The sequence below is a fragment of the Methanobrevibacter olleyae genome (assembly GCF_900114585.1).
GTDB classification, from domain to species: Archaea; Methanobacteriota; Methanobacteria; order Methanobacteriales; family Methanobacteriaceae; genus Methanobrevibacter; species Methanobrevibacter olleyae.
In genome coordinates this window covers 23,418-46,011 of record NZ_FOTL01000014.1, presented here as the reverse complement: position 1 = coordinate 46,011, position 22,594 = coordinate 23,418, and the positions used below count along the sequence as shown (strand labels likewise).

At 26.1% G+C, this 22,594-nt stretch carries 23 protein-coding genes and 1 pseudogene; 9 read left to right on the top strand and 15 right to left on the bottom strand.

The genetic code is table 11. From position 1 onward, the window contains the following. Positions 1-318 (top strand): annotated as a pseudogene (locus BM020_RS09825) (IS5/IS1182 family transposase); the annotation flags it as partial. Positions 319-428: 110 nt separating this feature from the next. Here BM020_RS09825 and BM020_RS05225 read toward each other — a convergent pair. From BM020_RS05225 to BM020_RS05210, 4 genes are all read right to left on the bottom strand, one after another. Beyond that, positions 429-2,840, bottom strand: a complete 2,412-nt coding sequence (locus BM020_RS05225) for a heavy metal translocating P-type ATPase (protein ID WP_083405375.1) — start codon at positions 2,838-2,840, stop codon at positions 429-431. Between the two features lie 50 nt (positions 2,841-2,890). Then, entirely contained in the window at positions 2,891-3,268 is a 378-nt protein-coding gene (locus tag BM020_RS05220) for an ArsR/SmtB family transcription factor (protein ID WP_067146570.1), read from the bottom strand. A gap of 289 nt (positions 3,269-3,557) precedes the next feature. Then, the gene (locus BM020_RS05215; protein WP_067146572.1) at positions 3,558-3,737 is read right to left on the bottom strand and encodes a hypothetical protein; all 180 of its coding nucleotides are present in this window, start codon (positions 3,735-3,737) and stop codon (positions 3,558-3,560) included. Between the two features lie 484 nt (positions 3,738-4,221). Then, the gene (locus tag BM020_RS05210) at positions 4,222-4,665 is read right to left on the bottom strand and encodes a hypothetical protein (RefSeq protein WP_067146574.1); all 444 of its coding nucleotides are present in this window, start codon (positions 4,663-4,665) and stop codon (positions 4,222-4,224) included. Positions 4,666-4,863: 198 nt separating this feature from the next. Between BM020_RS05210 and BM020_RS09590 the strand changes: the two genes are divergently transcribed. Next, a complete protein-coding gene (locus BM020_RS09590; protein WP_159428549.1) occupies positions 4,864-5,004 on the top strand; it encodes a hypothetical protein in 141 nt (46 codons plus the stop codon). A 75-nt stretch (positions 5,005-5,079) separates the two neighbouring features. Here the strand turns inward: BM020_RS09590 and BM020_RS05205 are convergent, their stop codons facing one another. The 7 genes from BM020_RS05205 to BM020_RS09890 form a co-directional block, all read right to left on the bottom strand. Then, on the bottom strand, positions 5,080-5,775 hold the full coding sequence (locus tag BM020_RS05205) for a HisA/HisF family protein (RefSeq protein ID WP_074798491.1): 696 nt from the start codon (positions 5,773-5,775) through the stop codon (positions 5,080-5,082). 181 nt (positions 5,776-5,956) lie between these two features. After that, entirely contained in the window at positions 5,957-6,580 is a 624-nt protein-coding gene (locus tag BM020_RS05200) for a metal-dependent transcriptional regulator (protein WP_074798489.1), read from the bottom strand. Between the two features lie 105 nt (positions 6,581-6,685). After that, positions 6,686-6,946: a hypothetical protein gene (locus BM020_RS05195; protein ID WP_074798487.1), complete on the bottom strand. Its 261-nt coding sequence runs from the start codon at positions 6,944-6,946 to the stop codon at positions 6,686-6,688. A gap of 116 nt (positions 6,947-7,062) precedes the next feature. Then, entirely contained in the window at positions 7,063-9,087 is a 2,025-nt protein-coding gene (gene feoB, locus BM020_RS05190) for a ferrous iron transport protein B (RefSeq protein WP_074798485.1), read from the bottom strand. Positions 9,088-9,665: 578 nt separating this feature from the next. Next, entirely contained in the window at positions 9,666-9,929 is a 264-nt protein-coding gene (locus BM020_RS05185) for a hypothetical protein (RefSeq protein ID WP_067146582.1), read from the bottom strand. A gap of 127 nt (positions 9,930-10,056) precedes the next feature. After that, positions 10,057-11,247, bottom strand: coding sequence for a geranylgeranyl reductase family protein (locus BM020_RS05180; protein ID WP_067146584.1), 1,191 nt, complete (start codon positions 11,245-11,247; stop codon positions 10,057-10,059). 145 nt (positions 11,248-11,392) lie between these two features. Beyond that, positions 11,393-11,584 (bottom strand): DNA polymerase beta superfamily protein, encoded by a 192-nt coding sequence (locus tag BM020_RS09890; RefSeq protein ID WP_143743956.1) that lies wholly within the window; start codon positions 11,582-11,584, stop codon positions 11,393-11,395. Between the two features lie 155 nt (positions 11,585-11,739). Here BM020_RS09890 and BM020_RS05170 point away from each other — a divergent pair, with 155 nt between their 5' ends. From BM020_RS05170 to BM020_RS05140, 7 genes are all read left to right on the top strand, one after another. Continuing rightward, positions 11,740-12,705, top strand: a complete 966-nt coding sequence (locus BM020_RS05170) for a helix-turn-helix domain-containing protein (protein WP_067146587.1) — start codon at positions 11,740-11,742, stop codon at positions 12,703-12,705. A gap of 441 nt (positions 12,706-13,146) precedes the next feature. Continuing rightward, positions 13,147-14,967: an ABC transporter ATP-binding protein gene (locus BM020_RS05165; protein WP_067146589.1), complete on the top strand. Its 1,821-nt coding sequence runs from the start codon at positions 13,147-13,149 to the stop codon at positions 14,965-14,967. A gap of 75 nt (positions 14,968-15,042) precedes the next feature. Further along, on the top strand, positions 15,043-16,788 hold the full coding sequence (locus BM020_RS05160) for an ABC transporter ATP-binding protein (RefSeq protein WP_074798483.1): 1,746 nt from the start codon (positions 15,043-15,045) through the stop codon (positions 16,786-16,788). A 285-nt stretch (positions 16,789-17,073) separates the two neighbouring features. Beyond that, entirely contained in the window at positions 17,074-17,655 is a 582-nt protein-coding gene (locus BM020_RS05155; RefSeq protein ID WP_074798481.1) for an MptD family putative ECF transporter S component, read from the top strand. Between the two features lie 8 nt (positions 17,656-17,663). Further along, positions 17,664-18,386, top strand: coding sequence for an energy-coupling factor transporter transmembrane component T (locus tag BM020_RS05150; RefSeq protein ID WP_067146595.1), 723 nt, complete (start codon positions 17,664-17,666; stop codon positions 18,384-18,386). Positions 18,387-18,429: 43 nt separating this feature from the next. Beyond that, the gene (locus BM020_RS05145) at positions 18,430-19,824 is read left to right on the top strand and encodes an ABC transporter ATP-binding protein (protein WP_394328902.1); all 1,395 of its coding nucleotides are present in this window, start codon (positions 18,430-18,432) and stop codon (positions 19,822-19,824) included. Between the two features lie 184 nt (positions 19,825-20,008). Further along, positions 20,009-20,230, top strand: coding sequence for a hypothetical protein (locus BM020_RS05140; protein ID WP_074798477.1), 222 nt, complete (start codon positions 20,009-20,011; stop codon positions 20,228-20,230). Between the two features lie 181 nt (positions 20,231-20,411). On the opposite strand, the gene BM020_RS05135 is transcribed toward BM020_RS05140, so the two are convergent. The 4 genes from BM020_RS05135 to BM020_RS05120 form a co-directional block, all read right to left on the bottom strand. Further along, on the bottom strand, positions 20,412-21,170 hold the full coding sequence (locus BM020_RS05135) for a 4Fe-4S binding protein (protein WP_074798475.1): 759 nt from the start codon (positions 21,168-21,170) through the stop codon (positions 20,412-20,414). Positions 21,171-21,274: 104 nt separating this feature from the next. Continuing rightward, positions 21,275-21,571, bottom strand: coding sequence for a DUF3194 domain-containing protein (locus BM020_RS05130; protein WP_067146605.1), 297 nt, complete (start codon positions 21,569-21,571; stop codon positions 21,275-21,277). A gap of 99 nt (positions 21,572-21,670) precedes the next feature. After that, on the bottom strand, positions 21,671-22,018 hold the full coding sequence (locus BM020_RS05125) for a prefoldin subunit beta (RefSeq protein ID WP_067146607.1): 348 nt from the start codon (positions 22,016-22,018) through the stop codon (positions 21,671-21,673). 238 nt (positions 22,019-22,256) lie between these two features. Then, the gene (locus BM020_RS05120; protein ID WP_234970520.1) at positions 22,257-22,565 is read right to left on the bottom strand and encodes a KEOPS complex subunit Pcc1; all 309 of its coding nucleotides are present in this window, start codon (positions 22,563-22,565) and stop codon (positions 22,257-22,259) included. Between the last annotated feature and the right edge of the window lie 29 nt (positions 22,566-22,594).

Below are 22,594 nucleotides of genomic sequence, written 5' to 3'. Positions count from 1 at the left end.
AATTAAATCAAATATTCAACTACAAATTAGAGATATTTAACCCAAAAAAGAACACAGAAAAGATTAAAAAACTATTAAAAAGACTAAAAAACGAATTTTTAGAAAAAATAAACAATTGGGAAAAATATAAACCAATAAGGGGTAAAATAGAAGACTTCTTCAAATTATGCAAAGATGGACTCAACATGAGAGAATATACACAAATATACACATGATTCAGTAAAAAGAACCGTATATTTAAATGTATTTTTAGCAGGGCTCATCACATTACAAGGCTACACTACAAAAACAGCCCTACAAAAGCTTGCAGAAATGTAAAAAATCTAGGACCCTAAATTGTTTATGATTTAAAAAAAGTAAAAAATGTATAAAAAAAATAATTAAAAATAAAAATAGAAAAAAGTTTTATAAAGTTTTATAAAACTTATCTAAAACAAAGGATCTTTAACCATAGCAATACGGAATGAATTCAATATAACTACTAAAGTTAATCCTAAGTCACCTATACCAACTGCCATCATCAAAGTAATTAAGCCTAATACTGCAAGGATTACAAAGAAAAGCTTAATGAAAAGTGAAATTGAAATATTTTCTTTAATTATATTCATTGTCTTTTGGCTTAAACTAAATAGGTAAGGCAACTTACTGATATCATCTTGCATTAATGCTATATCAGCAGTTTCAATAGCTACATCTGAACCTGCTGCACCCATAGCAATACCTATATTAGCACGAGCTAATGCTGGTGCATCGTTAATACCATCACCAACCATAGCTACATCACCAAATTTATTCCTAATTGTATCTAAGATATTTAATTTATCTTCAGGTAAAAGGTTAGAGTAAACATAATCCAATCCTATTTCCTGTGCTACTTTATTTGCAGCTATTTTATTATCCCCAGTTAACATTATAGTTTTTACACCTTGCTTTTTTAAGTCAGCTACAACTTCTTGAGCATTATCACGTATTTTATCAACTACAGTTAAACTTGCAATAACAGAATCTTCATCACCAATGAATATTAAGGTTTTACCTTCTGCCGAATAATTATTAATTTCCTCTCTTGAGATATTGAATTCACTACCTTCAATTAAAGGCTCATTAGCAGCGTAATATTGTTTTCCATCAACAGTAGCAATGATTCCTTTTCCAGGAACATTTTTAAAGTCTTCAACTTCACCAAATCCAATATCATTAAGACTAGCATATCTAGTAATTGCCATTGCAATAGGATGAGATGAATTATTCTCTAAAGAATTAGCTATTTTAATTACTTCTTCTTCACTATAGTTCTCATTTAAAATATTTACATCACTTAATTCAAGTTTACCTTCAGTTAAAGTTCCTGTTTTATCAAAGATAACAGCTTTTATCTTACGCATTTCTTCAACATAAGAACTTCCTTTAATAAGTACACCTTTTCTTGTAGCTGATGTAATAGATGATACCATACCAATTGGAGTAGAGATTAAAAATGCACAAGGGCAACTAATTACCATAATTGAAAGTGCCTTATAAACCCAACTTAGTAAATCTTGACCAAATAAAAATGGAGGTATAACTGCTACACAAGATGCAATAACAATCATTATAGGAGTATAATATTTAGCAATACGTTCTACCAATGTTTCAGTTTTAGATCTATGTAATTGAGACATTTTAACTAAAGCTACAATTTTAGAAATTACAGTATCATTAGCTTTTTTAGTTACAAGAATTTCTAAATAACCATCTTCATTTACAGTTCCTGAAAATAATTCATCACCTAAAGCTTTTCTAACTGGAATACTTTCACCAGTAATGGAAGCTTGATTAACAGTTGAAACACCAGATTTGACATTTCCATCTAATGGAATTTTATCTCCAGGCCTTACTACAACAATTTCACCTATTTTAACATCATCAATTTTTCGAACTTCTTCATCATCTCCCACTTTAACTCTTGCAGTTTCAGGAGCAATTTCTACTAAGGATTTAATGGAATGTTTAGCTCTATGTTCAGCATAATCCTCTAAGAATTCAGCAATATAATATAGGAAAGCAACTGCTGCACCTTCTTCAGGATGACCAATAATAAATGAAGCTATAGAAGCTATTACCATAAGTAAGGCTGGACCAATTGTATGACGTTTAATAATGGATTTATAAGCAAGAATTGCGATTTCATGACCTGCTATAATAGCTGCAAGCATGAAAATTATATTTACAGTTGTTGGATTAAAGGATAAATATTCAAGAATATGTCCCATTATAAATAATATACCGCTACTTACCATGATTTGAATAGGTCTATTTGATAGAAGTGGTTTACCTTCTGCGATTAGTTCTTTTTCCTCATCCCCCTCATCATCATCTGCACAATCAGGACAGCCACAAATAGATATATTTACATCATCATCTTTCTCAACACAAACATCATGAACACTATCTAAAGTGCCACAAATAGATATATTTACATCATCATGCTCATGGTCATGACAATCATCCTCATCACAACCACAACTCTCATCATGATGCTCATGCTCATGCTCCTGATGATGCTCATGCTCATGCTCCTGATGATGCTCATGATTATGATCGTGATCATGGTCATCTGCACAATCTGGAGAGCCGCAAATTTTTATATCAACATCTTTACTATAATCAATTTCCTCTCTGTGATCATATACGCTTAAATCATTTTCCTCTTGAAATTTTCTTAATAAGTTTTTATCATAATGGTCTTGATTTAAACATTTAATATCGCTACAGTTAGGATTGAAACAGATATAATTATAATGTTCAGGATTGAAACAATTTTCATCATTACAATCTGGATTGTAACATTTATTTGTCATTTAAACACCTTATTAATGAAATTAATTAAATTTAGAAATTATAAAATAAATTATTCATTTATATGTTCTAAACCCATTTTATAAATCATTTCTACATGAAGGTCAGTTAATGAATATCTTGCTAATTTCCCTTCTTTTTCATATTTAACAATATTATGTACACGTAATATTCTTAATTGATTAGAGACTGCAGTTTGATTTAAACCTAATGATTCACAAATATCACAAACACATAAATCTTCAAAACTTAATAAAGAAATTATTTTAAGCCTTGTAGGATTACCAAATATCTTAAAGAACTCTGATAAATCAGCGTATTCTTCTTCAGCTAAAGTATGCTTTTTAGCTCTCTCTATGGAATCTTCATGAGGATGAAATACCTCACATACATCATCATTAAGATTATTATTTGAGTTTTCTTCTTGCATAATAAACACCTTCACATAATTATATTATGATATCTTAATATATTTAAATGTTTTCATATCATGATATTATGATATGTTTATAGAATAATGAAATTTATATAAAAATAAAATTGTTTAATTTATGAGGATTCTGTATATCCTCTTAGAATACCATTTCTGAATCATTAGGATTAAAGGAAAAAAGTGGAGTATTCTATTACCAAGGAAAAGATTCAAATACAGGCTAAAAATTAGAAAAAGAGTTAAAATAAAAAATAAAGTATTAATAAAAAATTAATAAAAAACTAATTTATACAAATAACGGTAAAACAAAGAATGGGCCAATAGCTGCAAGAAGGAAAAAGATTATGCCTAAAGCAGTTATATGTTTTTGTTCATCCATTATTCCATTGATGATTAATAAAATACTGAAAAACCCTATAATTAAAGGGAGAATATGAGAAAATACAATAATAAATCCACTAGCCATTTTATCACATTAAAATATTTTAAATATCTATTAAATTTATAGAATTATAAATTAAAATTAAACTTATAGAATTATAGGTTAAAATTATAATTTTTAAACCGAATTTTTTTAAAACTATACTAATTATAATTTTATATAACTTTATATTTAAATATTAACATAAAAAACTAAATTTAAAGTAAAATAAAAAAAGAAATAGAAGAATATTTAACGAATTAGTAGAAATAAAACTACTAATTTATCAAATAAATAAAGTAAATTCAAATGTTTAGTGTATAACATCCAAAAATCAATTCAATTAATTAAAATATAAGGATTTCAACAGAGCCATTTTTAATATATGCTTTTTAATATTGAATATAATAAGATTTCAACAAAGTGTAAAAAAAAATTAAAAAAATTAAAGAAAAATAAAGAAAATTAAAGAAAAATAAAGAAAATTAAAAATAACTAAAGAAAATTAAAGAAAAATGAAGATAATTGATTAGCTATACTTTTCAATATACTTTTTATTTTTCTTTTTCTCAGCCTTAGTCATTTTACGATAAGTAATCTTTGATTTATATGGTGTATAGCCTTTAATTTTCTTTTTATAAAGTAATCTATATTGGTATGTCTTTTTTGAATAAAGGGTTTTTGTAATTACTTTACCTTTTTTATTTTTAAAATAAATTTTAGCCTTTGTTAATCTATATGTATGTGGCCCATAATCTGCTCTATTTTTGCTGTAATATAGTGCATATACATAGGTTCCTTTTGGGTATTTAGCATCATTTTTTTGATAGAAAGTTCCAACATAATCGCCATGTCCAACATGTTTTGCCTTTTCCATTTTCACTGTAACTGTTTTAGCAGAAATTGCACCCATTGAAAAACCAATAACTGCAATAGATAAAACTATTAAAGCAATAATTTTCCTTTTGTCCATTTTTTTTACCTCCATTGTAAGGTAATAATTAATATATAACTAATAATAAATAAACATTCCTATAATTTTAAATTATAATTCGAATAATATTACTGATTAATAGAAAATTCTTTAATATACTATTAAATATATTATATAATATTGAATATTTAATATTATTTAATTATCATGTTAATAATTTGAAAATAATTTAATGGTGTGGATATTGGGGAAGCTATTGCTATTCTTTTTAAAATTAAAGAAGATTTATTAGAAAAAAGTGATGATTATTCTGATGATGGAATTAATGTTGCTAATAATAAAAAATTTGAATTAGAAGAAAAATTAGATAAAATATAAGAAAATATTAGAAAAAGAATAAGAAAATAATTAAAATACTTAAAAAAACTAATAAAAATATAAGAAATAAAAAAATTAGAAATTGTGTATCTTTATTTCACCTTTATGTAAAGCAGTCCCTACTAAAGCTTTCTTAATACCTAAATTAGATAATACTTCAATCTCATCTTTAGTAATACCACCACCTAAAATTATTTTATCCCTAAATTCTTCAAAACTTTCAAGTAGTTCTTTATTGTAACCACCTTCAGTTCCTACAGATGAAATATCAAGTAAAATAATTTCATTCGGATCTATTTTCCTTAAAACTTCTTTAAAATCTTCTAAGTTTAAATCCATATTTTTTGTATATAACTCATTGTTTTTAACATCTACACTAATGATAATTCTTTCTTTTGGATATTTATCAAAAATCTTTTCTAGTTCTTCAATTGAATCAAGTGTTTCAGTAGCTACAATGATTTTATATGCAAAATCCAATAAAAATTCAAAGGTTTCTAAATTATCTACACCAACATCTAAAATCACAGGTAAAATAGTATTAATTTCCTTAATTTTATAAATATTATGATTTCCATTTCTTTCAATTAAATCTAAATCAGCTATATATATTTCCTTTGCATTAGCTCTTTTTAATGAGGCTGCTATTTCTAAAGGATCTGGAGAATTTGCATAAATAGATTGAAGTGGAGCATAATTTTCTCTATCACCAGATTTCCCAAAAACAGCTACAGAATTCATTAAATCCATAACAGGAATTATTTCCAACATATAATCACCTATTAATACTGTTTTTAAAATATATTTTTAAAATATACCTTTAAAATATACTTTAAAATATAATTAAAAATATAATTTAAAATATACCTTTAAAATATACTTTTAAAATATACTTTAAAATATAATTTAAAATATAGTTAATTATAAATTTATTAATACATTACTATTAAAATTATTCATTTACTTTAATAAAAATTTCACTAGCTAATTCTTTATCTACAGCTAATTGAGTATTACCTAACTTAAAAACATAATTTGGGAATTTTTGAATTAAACAAATCTTAGAACCTGGAATAAGCCCTAAATTCATAATCTTTCTTAATTTACGAGCATCTTCTGTTTTGATATGAGATACTTCACCTGAATTGCCACTATGACAATTTATTAAAGGTATAGAATGTTCACTATCTAAGTCTTTAGAACGATTCCCTTCTGGAATAGGTTTATTATGAGGGCAATTTTCTGGATTTCCCAGGATTCTGCAAATATTATCTTCAACTTCTTCACTCATTACATGCTCAATTTGGTCAGCTAATTCTTCCATTTCATTCATATCAGCTAAAAATAAATCAGCAACGACCTTTTCAGCAATCCTATGTTTCCTAACTAAAGATCTTCCTAAAGCCTCTCCGGTTTCAGTTAAACTAATCAAATCATCATTTATATCAATATATTCTTTTTTAGATAAAATATCAATATCTTCAGAGTTAAAATCATTTACTAATAATTTTTCCTCTTTCTCATACTCTCTAACCCATATTTGACGTAAATAATCCTCAATATCTTTTTTATCCATTCTAATACTCCTTTTTAATAATTAAAAATATTATTTTTATTATAGAAACTATTATAATTTTTTTATTTTTTAATTTTATCTTAATAAACAGCTTTTAATTTAAATTTATTTAAATAATCTGCTTTTAATTTTTTTAAATTTATTTAAATAATCTGCTTTTAATTTTTTAAATTTATTTTCTAAGAAATTATAAGATTTAGATTCAGGTAATATTTCATATCCACAATTAGGACATTTAATAGTTTTACAATTAATTGGACATGAATCACAGCTTACTCCATCACATTTTTGAAATCTGAAACCACAGAATTCACATTTAATAATATTATCCTGTGGTTGCTTAGTATTTTCTAAATTTTCAATCATATTAACATCCTAATTTAATAATTTTTCTAATTAAGCCTAAGGTTTAATCTAAAATTTAATCTAAAGCTTAATCTAAAGTTTAATATATAGTTAAATATATAATCAATCTCAAAATTTTAAAGTACAACATTAAAAGCATGTAACAAAAGATTTACAATAAAACCCATAGTAAATGCAAGAACTATACTTAATATTGCAATGAAGGTAGCTAGTTTTAGACCTCTTTCCTTAATCATAATCATTAACTGAGCTACACATGGTAAAAACAATGTTAAAGTAATAGATGCAACAAGTAGTTGAACACCAGTTAATTGACTTTGAATTGTCATTAATCCTGCAGCACCAAAGTCTCTTCTAAAGAATCCAAGAACAAATGAAGAACTTGTTGAACTTGGAAGGCCAATAGCATTAACAAAAGGACTTATACAATATATAATCCATTGGAAAATACCACATAAATCAAGTGCCCAAATAATTACACTGATCAATACAAATATGGGAATTAATTCTTTAATATACATTACAAGACGTGTCCAAGTCTTTTTAGCAATATTTGATAATTTAGGCAATCGAAGAGGAGGTAACTCCATAAAAAAACTTGGTTGTGATCCTGGAACAAATCTTTTTGCAAGATAACCAATTAAAACAAAGTCAAATATAATTACAGCAAGCCAAATCCAAATAGACTTTGGACGGGCAGAAAGTAAAGCCATAATAACTCCAAGCTGTGCTGAACAAGGAATTGTTAAAGCCATAAGCATTGTAGCAATATTACGTTCTCTTTTTGTTTCTAATGTTCTTGTAACCATTGTTGCCATACTTCCACAACCAACAGCTAGAACAAATGGAATAACACTTCTTCCACTTAAACCAATCTTTTTAAATCCATTATCAACCAAAAGAGCTAGTCTTGGTAGGTATCCACTATCTTCAAGTATTGAAAATACAATAAAGAAGAGAGATACAATTGGCAAAATAATACCAAATCCATAGGTTAAACCAAGGGTTACAATACCGTATTCACCAACAAATAGGTTTTGAATTGGTACCCAAGGAATATATTGGAGAATTATATCAGTTAGTGCAGGGTTAATGTACTCTCCAAAGATAGTATTTTCTAAAAAGTCTACAAGTATACCTGCACCTAATACTCCAACGATTAAATAAAGACCGAAATATAATACACAAGCAAGTATAATTAGTCCGTAAACTGGATGAATCATAATTCTGCTTAATTTCTCAGCAAAACTATCAGAATCATGAGTATTTACACTATCAATCGTAGTGTAATTTGATTTGATATATTTAGCATAATCTGCTAATCTTAGCTTTGTTAAATATTTTAGAGGCTTATCAAATTTAGCCCTTTCATCATTAATTATTTGGGATAATTGTGTATAATCTTCAGTTTCTTTTACTAAATTTTCACTGTCTGCATCACCTTCAAGTAAAGAAACTGCTAAGTATCTTTTAGAAACAGGATATTTACCTTTAATATTATTTTTAATTTCAGAAATAGATCTTTCAATTGAGCTTCCGTAATCTACATCGAGTAAAGTATCAGAATTTTTTAATATATCATCTTCTATAGAATCATAATTAACTATAGTGTGCTTTAAATTATCCAATCCATTATTTTCTGCTGCAGAAGTTAAAACAATAGGAATTCCAAGTTCATGGGATAAAGCTTCTGCATCTATAGACGCTCCCATCTTTTCAAGCTCATCCATCATGTTTAAAACTAAAATAACTTCTTTTCCTGCATCAATTAATTGCAATGTAAGGTCAATTGATTTTTCTATATTTTTAGCATCTACAATATGAACCATCAGGTCAAATTCTTCATCTAAAACTAATAATTTAGCTACTCTTTCTTCTTCAGTTATTGTATTTAAATCATAAAGTCCAGGAGGGTCTGTTATATGAACTGTTTTATTGTTATATGTAAAATTCCCTTCATCAATATCTACTGTGGTTCCAGGATAATTAGAAACCATTGCAGTCATACCAGTTAATTTATTAAATGTTAAGCTTTTTCCAACATTAGGACTTCCTATTAAAAGAATATTCTTATAGTATGACTTATCTTTTTTATTGAGATTTTTAGTTTCTGAATTAATCTTAGAATTTATCTTAGTCATAATTATCTTCTCAAAAATTAAATAAAAAACACAATATTTCGAAATTTTTATTTACCTAAAAATTAATATTTAAATAAAATAATAAAATATATCAATCAAATTTTAATTTACTAATATATAAATGTATATCTATAAAAAATAATACTATATAAAACTTAATTAAACTATTAGGCAAGCCTAAATAATTATTGTTTTATAAATTATATAAACATTTCTATAAAAATCAGACTTTTAAAATAGGATAAATAAAAAAATAGTTATTTAAAAAGATTTTAAAAAAAGTAATGGCTTAAAAAATATTTAAAGAGAATCATATTAAAAAGATAATAAAAAATAATAAAAAATAGGGGAGGAAAGAAAAGAGAGTTCATCTCTTTTCTTATCCATATTGTGTTTAAAAATACTAGCTAAGATTAAAAATCAAGAGAATGAACCTTTAAACTTATTTTATATCTTATAGTATATAAAGTTTACTTGAAAAATTATAAATTTTAGTTGATTCAAATGAAAATTAAAAGAACAGACTAATTAAAAAAATTAAAAAATATTTTTAGGGACTTGAATTTTTCATTTTAAATTTAATTTGAAGCAGAGACATTACCTGATGATTCTCCAACTTTTACTTCTTTTAATGTTCCATTATATTCAACCCAAATCGTTCCATTTTCATCTGAATTATTGATAATATGGGATATGGAATCATTTATAACTATATCATTAGTTCCATCATTTGAAACCGTGCTATTAGTGCTAGGATTATCTGTATTTATATATACTCCTAAAGCGATTGAAATACAGATTATCACTAAAAATATTATTAATAGTTTTTTTATTATAGACATTTTTTCACCGAAAATTATTTTTAAATAGCTTATTGCGAAATTTTATTTTTTTAATAAAATACATTACAACATATTTTATGAGAAGTTATTTTTTTCATATAAAAATCATAAAATATTGTTTAGCTTATCATAATATGATTTTAAATAGCTTTCTAAACTTTAGTGCAAGGCGTGGAGATAATTTGAAAAATACTTTAACAAAATCACTTAAAGACATATTCTTTAAATCAAGCCCTATAAATGCATTAACAATTTGATTTAAGTCATTATCATCTAGCGAAAGATATACATCACGAGCAACTGCTAATTTAGGAATTGCTCCTTGAGTATATTCATCATATAAAACTTCATATTCTTTTAATCTGCTAGCAGAATAATCTTTATCTTTAATAGCTTTAGCAGCCACTTTACCTGCAGCCATTCCACCAAGCATTCCTAAAATTATCCCTCCGCCTGTAACTGGATCTACTTGACCTGCAGCATCTCCACAAACTAATAAATTATCATCATAAATTTGTCCAATTAATCCTCCAATCGGATTTCCTCCAACATTCAGTTCAACAGCTTTAGCATTGTTTAATGGAGGATATTTTTTAATAAATTCATCTAAGTATTCAATAGCTGGTTTTTTACTTGCTGAAGATACACCAATTCCTACATTAGCTATATCATCACCTTTAGGAAAAACCCAAGCATAACCTCCATCTGCAAAAGCACCTAAATGAAGCTCAATTAAATCCATTCGCTCACAATTTACTCCAACCATTTCATATTGAACTCCAGATATCATATCTTGTGGTTTAGTTGTAGAATTAATACCTAAGGCTTTAGCAATACGAGATTCAGGACCATCTGCAGCAATTATTATTTTTGTTTTAATATCAATTGATTCATCCATCTGTTGACAAGTTACACTAAAGAAATCCTCTCCTTTTTCTCTTTTAATTGTTTTTGCTAAAGTCTTTACCATAACTTCAGCACCAGCTCTTGCTGCATCCATAGCCATATATTTATCAAAGACCTTTCTTTCAATGATATATCCTTTTTCAGGTAAAACCCTTTCATCAAGAGTTAATCTTGTCATATCAGGTGCAATTATAGTTCCTCCATTAATTCTTTGAACGGCCCACTGAGGATTTGCTTCTATATTTAACCATTTAAGCCCATGATCATAAATACCTTCTGCACATCTTTTAGGAGTTCCTATTTCTGATTTTTTATCTATTAGTATAACATTTGCTCCTCCTAAAGCAGCATGTTTACTAGCAGCAGACCCTGCAGGACCAGCACCGATTACTAAAACATCAGTTTCTATCATATTATCATCTTAAATTATATAACTATATGTATATATTATATATTTCCTATAAAATGTCTATCCATATAGCTTAAAATAACTTAATCTACTTATGTTTAAAAAGTTTTAAATTATATAATAATTAAGAAACTATAATATTTAAAGTTTAAGAAATAAAATTGCTAAAACAATATAGTTTATTTAAAAATACTTCTTTTTCCCAGACATCAAAATCAGCTAAGTTTTTAAGTAAATCTGTACTTTCCATATAAACTACATAACTTTTAATACATTCTCTCAAATTAGGATTATCTTTATAATTTAGATCTAATATCTTTTTAATATCCCAACTACAAATTCAATAATTATATTATTTCTTCCATCCTATCCCTTTTTTACTTTTTATTACTTTTTAGTTTTCATGAACTTTTTAGTTTTCATGATATTATTTAATTTATTTTTTCCATCTCAAACTAGTAATGTTTTATATATGTATTATCAATATATTTATGTATGAATGAAAAGCTCTATGAATTATTTGATCTTGTCTTACAATCTAATTTTTCAATTAAAAAAGAAAATGATAAAAGAACAATTGAATTAGGTGATGATGGAGAACATGGAAAAATGGAAACTTATTCAATATTTCCTGGAATTATTCTTTCTTATATGGACTTAAATATTGAAACAATGGATGATGTTTTCATAGAAGAAAAAATAGACTCTCGCCTACTTGAAATTAATCATTGCCGTGATGGCAGATATGCATATACTATCAACGATGATAAAATAATATATTTTGGACAGGGAGATTTATGTATCAGTATTTATGAAATAACAAAAACACTTTCTGAATTTCCCCTAGAGTATTATAGGGGATTAGAGATTTTTATTGATGTTGATATAGCTAACGATTATGTTAAAAATTATATTCCTGATTTTGATTTAATTGAATTTTATGAAGATTTAAAAAGAAATAAAGGTTTTGTATTAATAAGGTCTAATGAAAAAATAGACCATGTTATTGGAGAGTTGTATAATGTTGATGAAAGGATAAAAAATCCATATCATAAATTAAAAACCTTAGAATTGTTGTTATTCTTTTCTATAACAAATTTTAATAGAAATAAATCTATTTCTCTTTCTAAAGAACAGGTGGAAATTATTGATAATGTTAAAAATGAGTTGCTTAATGATTTAGAAAGCAAAATTACTATTGATCAACTTGCAAATAAATATGATATAAGTAAAACCTCTTTAAAAAATTGTTTTAAAGAAATTTATGGAAAACCTATTTACAAATGGCGGAAAGAATATAAACTAGACTATGCCTGTAAACTACTTAATCAAGGAGATTATACAATTTCTGAAATATCAAAAATGGTAGGTTATACCTCACCTTCAAAGTTTACAGAAGCATTTAAGGACTATAAGGGTTGTACACCCTCTGAATACAAAAAAATAAAATTCAACATATAATTTAATACTATTTTTTATATTTAATCTTTTAATTTAATTTTTTATAGCTAATTTTTTAGTTTAATTTTTTATAGCTAATTTTTTAAGTTAATTTTTTATAGTTAATTTTTTAATTTAATTTTTTATAGCTAATTTTTTAAGTTAGTTTTTTATAGTTAGTTTTTTATACTTAGAAAATATAAAAATATATTTACCTAAATAATAATATAAATAAAAAAATAATTTTGTCTTTTTGGTATAGTTTATGACTTTTTAGTTCAAAAATATTTATATACTAATTTAAAACATATTTGATATTGAAAATAGGTTTATTTTAATTTTTTTTAAAAAAATAATTTAAATTAGCTCTTTTTTTGTTTATTAAGATATTTTTAAAGTATTGTCTTTTTTGACTAATTTAAATTTTTAGGTAAACCTAAATTCAATTATAAGGAGTTAAATATGTCAAATAATAAAAATAAAAACAAATTTATACGATTGCTTAATTATTCTGGAAATTACAAATATTTAACCATTATCGGTTGTGTTTTTTCAGCTTTAAGTACTATTTGTCTACTAGTTCCATTTATTTACATATGGAATGTTGTTAATGCTCTATTAATGGTTGCTCCAGATTTTGCAAAAGCACAAAATATAGAAACATATGCATTTAATGCATTTTTATTTGCTGCATTAGCTATTCTCTTAAACTTCATTGGATTGATGGGTACTCACCTATCAGCATTTAAAAATGAAAAAAATATGAAAGATGCCGCTATAAAACATTTATTAAAGCTACCACAAGGATATTTTTCAAATCATACAAGTGGTGGTCTTAGAAAGATAATTGATTTCAGTACAGGAAGAACTGAAGGATTCTTAGCACATCAAATCTTTGATTTAACAGGAGCTATTGTAACTCCAATTGCATTTCTAATAATATTATTTAGCTTTGATTACTTACTTGGTTTAATCTGTCTTATTCCAATAATATTATGTTTTGTATTTATGTATCCGATGTTTTCTAAAGAATCACAAAATATTATGGAACAATACCAAATATATTTAGAAAGAATGAATGCAGAAGCTGTAGAATATGTAAGAGGAATTCCTGTTACAAAAGCATTCCAACAAAGTGTTTTTTCATTTAAAAACTTTATGATAGCTATTAAAAACTATGGAAAATTCTCTGCTAATTACTCCCTATCAACCCAGCTTCCAATGACTGCATTTACAGTATCAATAAATGGATTTTTCGCACTATTAATTCCAGCAGGAATATTACTTGCAGGATCTCTTGTAGATATTAAATTCCTATCTAATTTCATTTTCTATGTGATTTTCACACCAATCTGTGCTGTAATGATGAACAGAGTTATGATGGTTTCACAAGATTGGATGATGGCAAGTCATGCTTTAGATAGTATTGAAGCAATATTAAATGAAAAACCATTAGTTGAAGCAAGTAATCCTCAAAAACCTAAAAATCATTCAATCGAATTTGAAGGAGTATACTTTGACTATGAAACTACTGATTCAAATAAGGCAAATAATGAAAGTGCCGATTCAGATGAATATATATTAAATGATATTAATTTAAAAATCAATGAAAATGAATCTGTTGCACTTGTTGGCCCATCAGGAAGTGGAAAAACTACAATAGCTTCTTTGATTCCAAGATTTTGGGATGTGAAGAAAGGTAGTATCAAAGTAGGAGATGTTGATGTGAGAGATATTTCAACAAAGGAATTGATGGATAATGTTTCATTCGTACTCCAAAATACTACTTTATTTAAAGATTCAATTTATAAAAATGTAGCTATTGGTCGCAAAGGTGCCTCAAGAGAAGAAGTGCAAAAAGCACTCAGTCTTGCTCAATGTGATGATATCATCGATGAATTACCAGATGGAATTGATACAGTTATTGGTAGTGAAGGTACATATCTTTCAGGAGGTCAACAGCAAAGAATATCTCTTGCAAGAGCAATCCTTAAAGATGCACCAATTATTATATTAGATGAAGCTACAGCATTAGCAGACCCTGAAAATGAATATATGATCCAAAAAGCAATTTCAGAAATTACAAAAGAAAAAACAGTCATTATGATTGCCCATAGATTATCTACTGTTAAAAATGTTGATAAGATTTATGTTATCGATAATGGAAGAATTGTAGAAGAAGGAAATCATGATTCATTAGTTGAAAGTGAAGGACCTTATTCAAAAATGTGGATTGAGTTTAATCAAGCAATTCAATGGAAAGTCAAAAGTGGGGGAAAATAATGATATTTGAATATTTTGCTAAAAGTGAGGAGATATTATGATATTCGAGTATTTTGCTAAAAGTGAGGAGATATTATGATATCTGAATATTTTGTCGAAAGATTTGGACTTACAAAAGATGGTGCAGATAATTTAATTAAAGGAATTTTATATACAGCACTTCAAAACATCTCTTTTATTTTTCCAGTTGGTTTATATACACTTTTACTCTATATTTGGCTTGAGCCATTAATGGGTGGAGAAATAATTGATCCAAATTTAGCTATGTTTATTGTATTAATATTAATTGTTTTAGGGATTATCTTTGCATTTTCATGGAAACAATATCATTTTTTATATAATACCACATATGTTGAAAGTGAAAATAGGAGAATTAACTTAGGTGAAAATTTAAGAAAATTACCATTATCGTTTTTCGAAAATAGAGATCTAGCAGACTTAACATCAACAATTATGAATGACTGTACTGATTTAGAGCATCTTTTCTCCCATGCAGTTCCACAATTACTTGGTTCAATTCTTTCATTAATAATTATAGCTGTTGGAATGATAATCTTTGATTGGAGATTAGGAATTGCTCTTTTATGGGTTGTTCCAGTAGCATTTATTATCTTATACATTACAAAAATTTACATTCGCAAAGGCAGTAAACTGGTAATGAATGATTTACTTAGATGTGGAGATTCAATGCAAGAATGTATAGAATCTATTCGTGAATTAAAATCATACCATTATGAAGATGAATATTTCTCCAAATTAAGTGGATTAACTTCAACAATTGAAAAATCAAGAATTAAAGCAGAATTGATGGCATCAGCAGGAGTAATTGTGGGTAAATTATTTTTAAATCTTGGAATGGTTTCTGTAATATTATTAGGTTCCTATTTAATTATAAATGGAGAAATAAGCATATTTACATTTTTAATATTCTTAATAGCTTCAGCTACAATTTATAATCCAATTGAAAATGGATTGATGTTTTTAGCTGAAATACTGATGATGGATATAAAAATCGATAGAGCAAAAGAAATTGAAAGTTTAGTAATTGAAGGTGGTTTAACTGACTATTCATTAGATGGCTATGATATAGAATTTAAAGATGTTAATTTCAACTATGATGATTTAAAAGATGTTCTAACTGATATTAATTTTCTTGCAAAACAGGGTGAAGTTACTGCACTTGTTGGACCATCAGGTGGAGGTAAAAGTACTGTTTCAAAACTTGCTGCAAGATTTTGGGATCCTGTAGATGGACAGGTAAGTCTTGGTGGAGAAAATCTTGCAGAACTCGACTGCGAAAAACTTCTTGAAAACTTCTCAATAGTATTCCAAGATGTTATTTTATTTAATAATTCTATTTTAGAAAATATTCGTGTTGGAAGAAAAGGTGCAAGTGATGAAGAAGTTATTGAAGCAGCACGTCTTGCAGAATGTGAAGAATTTGTAGAGAAGCTTCCAAATGGTTATGATACAATTATTGGTGAAAATGGTGAGCTATTATCTGGTGGCCAAAGACAAAGGATTTCAATTGCAAGAGCACTTCTTAAAAATGCAAATGTCATTCTTTTAGATGAAGCTACTTCATTTCTAGATGTTGAAAATGAATCTAAAATTCAAAAAGCTCTATCTGCCTTAATCAAAAAGAAAACAGTGATTATTATTGCTCATAGAATGCGTACAATAGCAAATGCAGACAAAATTGTTGTTTTAAATGAAGGAAGAATAGCAGAACAAGGTTCACCTGAAGAGTTAATTGAAAAAGATGGATTATTCAAAAAGATGGTTGATTTGCAAAATTTAAGTGGTGAATGGAAAATTTAATATAAAAATAGCTAAGAGAATTTAGCTAAAAAAAGCTAAGAGACTTAATTAAAAAAAGCTAAGAAAATTTAGCTAAAAAAAAGCTAAGAAAATTAATTAAAAAAAACTAAGAAAATTTAGCTAAAAAAAAGCTAAGAAAATTAATTAAAAAAAACTAAGAAAATTTAGCTAAAAAAAAGCTAAGAAAGTTAATTAAAAAACTAAGAAAATTTAGTTAAAAAATATTGGGAAATATTATCCCAATATTTATTCTCATTATTTTCAATAAATAAGGAGGTAAATATAATGAGTGAAATATTAAATGTAAAAGATTTAATCACCGTTGGCATATTCTCAGTGATTATAATAGTCTTAATATTCATATTTGGAATGTTAGGTTATATACCAATTTTAATGATAGCACTTCCTATCCTTGGAGCATTGATATGTGGAATCCCATATATGCTATTTTTAACCAGAGTTAGTAAATTTGGAATGGTAACTTTAATGGGTTTAATTTTAGGAATTATAATGTTTTTATCAGGTCACACTTGGGTACCTATATTAGTATTTACCCTATGTGCATTTATAGCAGATTGTATATTAAGAATGGGAGGTTACTCTTCATTAAAAAATTCAATAATTAGTTATGGAATTTTTATATTAGGTATAATGGGTAATATGATACCATTTTTTATTCTAAGAGATTATTATATTAGTAATATACGTGCTTCAATGGGAAATGATTATGTGAATGTTATTGCTCCATTTATTAATAATGAAATTTTAATAATTATAATTATTTTAACTTTCATCACTGGTTTAATAAGTGCATATATCGGAAGAATTGTATTAAAAAAACATTTTGAAAGAGCAGGAATTGCTTAGGTGGTTTAATGGAATTAAAACTTGATAATCAAAATAGATTTAATATCGATCCAAGAACAAAAATAATCATCTTGATTATTTTAAGTTTCATGGTTTTTAATGATGCACCACTATATATCAGTGGCATTTTAGTTTTAATTCCATTTTTTTGTTTATTTTTTTCAAAGCATGAAAAATCAGCTTTAATTTATATCATCATCTATTTAATTGCCAAATACCTTCAAATTTATTTACTTCCAAGCTCTAAAGGTATTAGTTCAATATTGATAGTGAGTTTTACTTATAGTGCAACAAGAATGTTACCTATTCTTATGATGGGTTACTATACTATATCTACAACAAAGGTAAGTGAATTTATAGCATCAATGGAGAAAAGCAATATTCCAAAAGATATTAATATACCTATTTCTGTTATTTTTAGATATATTCCATCTGTTTGTGAAGAAATTAAATCCATAACCAATGCTATGAAAATGAGAGGATTTGGTTTAACTTTTAAATCACTGCAAAATCCTTTAAAATTAATTGAATTTTATATGATTCCTATTTTAATCAGTGCAGTTAAGACAAGCGATGAATTATCTGCAGCTTCTTTAACTAGAGGACTTAGTAATCCTAAAAAAAGAACTCATTTAGTTTCTGTTAAATTCAATAAACTTGATTATTTATTAATAGCAATTACAGTTATTGGATTTATAGTTTACATATTTTATTTTATAGGAGGCCATTAATTTGATAAACATCAATAATATCTCATTTTCATACAATGATAATATGAACCTTGAAAATATTAACTTAAATATTAAAGAGGGTGAAGTTATTTTATTGTGTGGGGAATCCGGCTGTGGAAAAACAACATTAACTCGTTTTTTAAATGGCCTTATCCCAAACTTCTTTGATGGAAAAAGAAAGGGAGAAGTTTATTTAAATGATGATTCAGTTATCCAAATGCCTATATATGAAATATCTGAACAAATTGGCTCTGTTTTTCAAAACCCGAAAACCCAATTTTTTAATGTTGATACTACAAGTGAAATAGTCTTTGGGTGTGAAAATTTAGGAATCGCTGAAGATGAAATTAAAAGAAGGCTAAAGGAAGTAGTTAATGATTTCAATTTAAAAAATTTACTTGATAAAAATATTTTTAAACTATCAGGTGGTGAAAAGCAAAAAATAGCATGTGCTTCCATATCAGCAGTACATCCTAAAATATTAGTGCTAGATGAACCATCATCTAATTTAGATTCAATCTCAAGTTGGCATTTGGAAGAAATAATAAAAAAATGGAAATCACAGGGAAAAACTGTTATCATTGCAGAGCATAAATTATTCTATTTAGAAAATGTCTTAGATAGAGTTATATTCATAAAAAATGGAAAGATAAATGAAGAATGGTCTATTTCAGACTTTAAAAATATTGATTTAAGGGATTTAGGTTTAAGACAGTTAAATTTAGATAATTTAAATGCAAAACACAAAGAATACTATTCAAATGGCCAAAAATTACTTGAACTTAAAAATTTCAAATTCAAATATGATAAAACACCAGTTTTAGATATTGATAGGGTTAAAATACCTAAAAATGAAATTATTGCAATTATAGGCAAAAATGGAGCTGGAAAATCTACATTTGCCAATTGTTTATGTGGTCTTAAAAGGTCATGTAAAGGTGAGTTAATTTTCGATGAAAAAGCCTTAAAAAGAAAAGATAGGCTGAAAAAAACTTATATGGTAATGCAGGATGTCAATCATCAATTATTTACTGAAAGTGTCCTTGATGAGATATTATTAAGTATGGATGAAGGGGATATAGAGCTTGCAGAGGATATTTTAACAAATCTAAATTTAATTCATTTAAAAGATTCACATCCAATGGCATTATCTGGTGGAGAAAAACAAAGAGTAGCTATAGCATCAGCTATTGCATCTAAAAAAGAAATTTTAATCTTTGATGAGCCAACAAGCGGACTTGATTTGAAAAATATGATGAAAGTAAGTGAAAACCTAAGATATCTTCAAAATTTAGGTATTACATCATTTATTATAACTCATGACTTTGAATTAATTATGGAAACTTGTTCCCATATTTTACATTTTGAGGATGGAAAAATCATAGATAATTATAAAATAGATGAAGAAAAATTAAAGGATTTCTTTTTAAATAGTTAATAAATTAAAGGATTTCTTTTTAAATAGTTAATTAAATTCTTTTAAAAATAAATTACTTTAAAAGTAATTTGAATAAAATGTGATTATTAAAGACTTTTTACCATATTATTTAACACATTTTACCCTTAGCTAGTTACAAAATCTTTAAAAATAATTATAAAAAAATATATGATTAGGTGATATTATGGTTGAAGTTACAGGAGAAACAAAATACATGGATTTATTAAATGAATATCCCTTACTAAAAACAGACCTTGTTCGTTTAAACCCTAAATTTACATTCTTAGTAACTCAAATGGGAAAAATATCTTTATGGGAAGCTAATCTTAAGGAAGTAAGTGAAAAAGCTAAAATGAATGTTGATGATACTGTTAATTTATTTAAAGACTTAATAGACTCATATTAAGCTCTAAGTATAATTAAAAAAGCATCAAACAAAAACCAAACAAACACTAATCATCATTTAAAAAAAAAAAAAGTATCAAACAAAAACCAAACAAGCTCTAAGCATCATTAAAAAAGCATAAAATAAAAATAAAAAAATAAAAATAAAAAAATAAAAAAAAATAAAAATAAAAAGATTGAATCTAGAAATAGAATTCAGGCTCTTTTCTTTCTGCATTTGCACTTTCAAATGCAGGTTTTTTAGCCTTAAATGCTTCCCCAGTAAAAGCTCTTGCATTCTCCGGACATATATTAATACATGAAGTACATCTTGAACATAAATCCAGGTCTACATCTGCAGGATCATCATCTGGAATAGCTTTCTCAGGACAGACAGAAACACATTCAAGGCAGAATACACATTTATTAACATCACAACTTACAATAAATGGAAGTTGTTTATAATCTATGTAAGGCCTATTTCCTGGAATGGAAGATTCTAAAGAACCTCCATTTTCTATTTTTTCGATTGCATTTTGTGCAAACTCATTTATTTTTGCAATATCTTCATCATCTGGTCTTCCAATAGCTACACCATCAAAGATAGAGTGATGGCTTATAGTAGAGGCTGCAGCAATTACATCAAAATTATTTTCTTGAAGAATATCAACAAGTTCAACTAATGCATCAGCTACTTGAGCATTTCCATAATTTACAACTGCTATTGCTTTTGTATTGTTTCCTTTTAATTTAGATAATCTTTCTCTTGCAGTTTCTGGAATTCTTCCTGCAAAAACAGGCATTCCAACAATAACAATATTATCTGATGTAAATTCTTTTTCATTATTAAAATATAATAAATCACAAATTTCATTTTCTTCTTTAAAATTTTCAGCAATTAAATTAACTACTTTCTTTGTAGTTTCAGATGGGCTAAAAAACACTTTAATTATCTTATTCATATCCTCACCACATAAAACAATGTTATAAAACAATATTATAAATTATTATTTAAATTTTCTAACAGTCAAAAATTTAAAAACAGAATTTAAAAATAATAATGAACTTATTCTCTGAAATTTTCGTTAATGTATTCATCAAGTTCCAAATAAGACTCATCGATTACTTCTTCAATTTTTTCATTTGATAACTTAGACAGTTCATCTAGATCAATATCAATACTTGCATCTACATCAAGTTCCCCTTTTTCATCAGGATAGAGGACATTAATACTAATATCCATTGATAAAATTTCTTTTTGAGACTTTAGTGAAGATGAAATTTTTCTCTCAATAGTATCTGATAAAAAATTTGAAATATCCTCAATATCATCTTCAGATAATTTTTTAAGTTTTGCTTCCATACTAACACCTAACGATTATAAAAAAAATAGAAAAATAATTTCATACAATACGAATTAAAATTTAAAAATAAAAAAAAGAAAAATAGATTAAAAATCTATTTACCCTTGTAATCCACCCATAGCTTGTTGGATGCTTGCTTGCATTTCTTCAAGCTTTTTCATAACTCTTTCTTCCTGACGAGTCATAGTTTGTTGTCTTAGTTTAAGAGTTTCAACTTTATCTTCAAGATCTTCTAAGGTTTCATTACGTTCAACTTTAATAAGTAAGTTTCCAGCAGTTTTAAATACTTCAGCATCTTCTGAAGTTTTTTTAAGTTCTTCAAGAGCAGTTTCAGCTTCTTTTAATTGAATATCTACATTTTGCTTTTGAACAGTAACAGCTTGAGCTTGTTGTTGTAACTGTTGGAATTGGTTTAATTGATGTTGTACATTTTCTGGAATTTCCATATTTTCACCTTAAATCTTTTTTTAAATAAAATCATTAATTTTTAATTAGTAATAAATTTAATTAGTAATAAATTTGATAATTGAAAAATTTTAAATTTTCAAATTTAAAATATATATTTTTATCTTATTTAATAGCTAATAAATCATTATTATAATATATCATTAGTTAAATATTTAAAGCTATTGATTATTCATTAATTTTCAGCTAATTCAATAAGCTCAACAGAAAAATTATTCATTAATTTTCAGCTAATTCATTAATTTCAACAGATAATTTAATCCATTTAATAGCTGAATTAATAGATGCTCTAAAAGATGTGGCATCTTCTGCATCAATTGTAATTATAATGGTATTTTTATCTAATTTTAAATCCATAGAAGATCTATAATCTGGAGAAGTTTTAAATTCAAGGAAAATAGATTCATAAACAATTTTAGCTTGTTTTTCTGAGTCAAAATCAATTACAATATCACTATTAATTGATTTTAAAATATCACTTTCACTAATAAAAATTCCTCCAAAAAAATTAAAATTTAAATAATTCAAAATCATTTACAATAAAATTAAAAATATTG